The sequence below is a fragment of the Pantoea sp. GbtcB22 genome (assembly GCF_019091025.1).
Taxonomy (GTDB): domain Bacteria; phylum Pseudomonadota; class Gammaproteobacteria; order Enterobacterales; family Enterobacteriaceae; genus Pantoea; species Pantoea leporis.
Genome location: NZ_JAGXKB010000205.1, coordinates 1 through 271, shown reverse-complemented (window position 1 = coordinate 271; position 271 = coordinate 1). Strand labels below are relative to the sequence as shown.

1 protein-coding gene and 1 pseudogene are annotated in these 271 nt (G+C 55.0%); one reads left to right on the top strand and one right to left on the bottom strand.

Annotation, left to right across the window (positions count from 1 at the left end; all coding sequences use genetic code 11):
• Positions 1-113, top strand: a 113-nt coding sequence (locus KVT28_RS25155) for a CreA family protein (protein ID WP_217550890.1), incomplete at its 5' end; no start/stop codon positions are given.
• Between the two features lie 46 nt (positions 114-159).
• Here the strand turns inward: KVT28_RS25155 and KVT28_RS25150 are convergent.
• A pseudogene (locus KVT28_RS25150) lies at positions 160-271 on the bottom strand (two-component system response regulator ArcA); the annotation flags it as partial.

The following is a 271-nucleotide window of genomic DNA, read 5'->3' as shown; positions in this document are numbered from 1 at the left end:
GCTTCTTTGACCAGAAACGTCATGCGCTGGTGTACCTAACCTATTCCGACAAGGTGGTGGATGGATCGCCGAAGAATGCGCTGAGCGCCGTGCCCATTATGCCGTGGCATTAATGCAGGCATAAAAAAACGCCCTCACGGGCGTCTTTTCTTTCAACGCTTAATCCTGCAGTTCGCCGCAGAAGCGGTAACCTTCGCCGCGAATGGTGGCGATGATTTCTGGCGTGTCTGGCGTGGATTCGAAATGCTTACGGAAGCGGCGGCTGGTGGCA